The organism is Microbacterium sp. B24 (genome assembly GCF_000333415.1).
Lineage (GTDB): Bacteria > Actinomycetota > Actinomycetes > Actinomycetales > Microbacteriaceae > Microbacterium.
Genome location: NZ_BADB01000531.1, coordinates 1 through 2,702 on the forward strand (window position 1 = coordinate 1; position 2,702 = coordinate 2,702).

Genomic DNA, 2,702 nt, shown 5'->3' on the forward strand with positions numbered 1-2,702 from the left:
CCGAGCCCTGCGACTGCAGCACCGAGACGGGAACGAAGTTCTCCGAGGCGATCATCTCGAGGTAGCCGCGCTGACGCTCGAGCTCGCGCTCGAGCACCTGGGCGATCTCGGGGTCGACCTCGGCGAGCGGGGCGTTGAAGTACGGATCGGTCATGACGGTCTCCTGCCATTCGTCGGGTGGATGCCGATGTGCGCTGGGCGCACGCCGATGAATCAAACGAAGGCCGGCCCAGGCGTGCGGTCGATTGCCGTGTTCGCCGCTCCCCGATGGTGACCCACCTCAACGCCAGTCGCGACAGTGCGAGCATATCGGATGCGACGCCGCAGGCACACGGCTAGGCTGGCGTTGCCATATTTGTTAAGACTCCTAACACAACCGGAGTACCCCCTGGCCCGGTCCCGGCCGCCACGCAGAATGGAGCCACCGTGTCGCAGCCCTCCCTCATCCCCGCACCCGCGCACCTGACCGTCGGCGACGGCCGCGCGTTCGCCCTGGCAGGCGACGTCGCGCTCATGATGGCGACGGATGCCGAGGCCCTCTCCGACGCCGCCGCCGAGCTGCGCCGGCTGATCGCTGCGCGCATCGGCATCCATCTGCCTCCCTCGACACCCGCGGACGGCGGGCGGCGACAGATCCGACTGAGCCTCGACCACGACGGCCCCGCCGAGTCGTATCGGCTGCGCAGCGACGTCGACGCCGTGCACGTGGCGGGTGCGGATGCCGCGGGCCTCTTCTACGGCGTGCAGACTCTCGCGCAGGCGATCACGGCGGACGCCTCGGGCTGGGGCGTTCCGGAGATGGAGATCGAGGACGCACCCCGGTTCGCGTACCGCGGCGTCATGCTCGACGTCGCCCGTCACTTCCTCGACGTCGCGACGGTGTGCGGCTACATCGACCGCGCCGCGGGCTTGAAGTTCAACGTTCTGCACCTGCACCTCACCGACGACCAGGGATGGCGCATCGAGATGCACTCCCGCCGCCGGCTCACGGAGAGGGCAGCCACGAGCTCGGTCGGCGCCGACGGCGGCGGCTTCTACACCCACGACGACTACCGCGCCATCGTCGCGTACGCCAGCCGCCGCCACATGGTCGTCGTGCCCGAGATCGACGGCCCCAGCCACACCCACGCCGTCTCCCTCGCCTACCCCGAGCTGTGCGCGCCGCCGGTGATCAGCGCGCAGCTGCAGCAGCAGGCGGAGCAGGACGGCACCGACCTGCCGGTCAGCGGTGTCGCCTATGAAGGCATCGGGGTGGGTTTCTCGTCGTTGCGCATCCGCGACGAGCAGACGTACACCTTCCTCGCAGACGTCCTCACCGAGCTGGCGGCGCTGACACCCGGTCCGTACCTGCACATCGGCGGCGACGAGGCGTTGGGGACGGATGCCGATGACTACGACCACTACATCGAGCGCGTCTCACGGCTCGTGGTCGAGACCGGCAAGACCGCCATCGCCTGGCATGAGGCTGGAGTCTCGGGCAGGGTCGCGGAAGGAACCGTCGGTCAGTACTGGGGCTTCGTGTCGCCGACGGACGGCATGGACGAGAAGACCCGGGGCTTCGTCCGTCGCGGCGGGCGGGTCATCCTCTCGCCCGCCGATGCGATCTACCTCGATATGAAGTTCGACCCCGACTCACCGCTCGGGCTGACGTGGGCACGCGGGGTCACGAGTGCCCGTCGCGCCTACGAGTGGGAGCCGACCGCCGTCATCGACGGCATCGACGAGACGCAGATCCTCGGCGTGGAGGCGCCGCTGTGGAGCGAGACCGCTCGGACGCCTGCCGACATCGACGCGCTCGCATTCCCGCGCATCGCCGCCGCCGCGGAAGCGGCGTGGTCCCCGGCATGGGAAAGCCTCCCTCTGCGAACATGGGAATCGTTCCGGTCCCGCGTGGGCGGGCTCGGGCCTCTGTGGACGGCACTCGGCATCCGCTTCACCGCGCTGCCCGAGATCGAATGGACGCCGATGGAGGCGATCACCGCACGAGGGGACACCACATGACCACCGTCATCCATTCGGCCCGTCTTGTCTCTGCGGGAACGCTCACCCCCGACGCCTGGATCGCCTTCACCGATGGCGTCATCGACGGCCGCGGGACGGGCACGACGTGGCGCGCCCTGACGGCGGCCCACGTGATCGACGCCGCGGGAGGGGTGGTGACGCCCGGGTTCATCGACATCCACGGTCACGGAGGCGGGGGCGCCTCGTTCGACGACGGCGCCGAGGCGATCGCCACGGCGCGGGCGATGCACCGTGCGCACGGAACCACCCGCGCGGTGCTCTCGCTCGTCACGGCAGCGCTCGACGATCTCGCCGCCCGCGTGGCGGTGATCGCCGATCTCGTCGAGGACGATGCGACGATCCTCGGCTCGCACCTCGAAGGCCCCTTCCTCGATCCAGGCCACAAAGGGGCGCACACCCTCAGTCTCCTCCGGCCGCCGGATGCCGCCGCCGTCGGCCGGCTGCTGGAGGCGGGGCGGGGCACCGTCCGACAGGTGACCCTGGCTCCCGAGCTGCCGGGCGCGCTGGCGGCGGTGTCGCAGTTGGTGGCCGCGGGCGTCGCGGTGGCGGTCGGCCACACGAACGCCACCGAGGACGAAGCCTTCGCCGCCTTCGACGCCGGAGCGACCATCCTGACGCACGCGTTCAACGCCATGCCCGGCATCCACCACCGCGAACCCGGGCCGGTCGTCGCAGCGCTG

Annotated in this window: 1 protein-coding gene, 2 pseudogenes and 1 riboswitch; of the genes and pseudogenes, 2 read left to right on the forward strand and 1 reads right to left on the reverse strand. The window is 70.4% G+C overall.

Annotated elements, in window-relative coordinates:
* A pseudogene (locus I5I_RS16995) lies at nt 1-154 on the reverse strand (serine hydroxymethyltransferase); the annotation flags it as partial.
* Between the two features lie 66 nt (nt 155-220).
* Nucleotides 221-304, reverse strand: a riboswitch (ZMP/ZTP riboswitch).
* 122 nt (nt 305-426) lie between these two features.
* On the opposite strand from I5I_RS16995, the gene I5I_RS15655 reads away from it, so the two are divergent.
* Nucleotides 427-2,001, forward strand: coding sequence for a beta-N-acetylhexosaminidase (locus tag I5I_RS15655; protein ID WP_036321956.1), 1,575 nt, complete (start codon nt 427-429; stop codon nt 1,999-2,001).
* Nucleotides 1,998-2,702: pseudogene (locus I5I_RS15660) on the forward strand (amidohydrolase family protein); the annotation flags it as partial. The gene I5I_RS15655 and the pseudogene I5I_RS15660, both read left to right, overlap by 4 nt.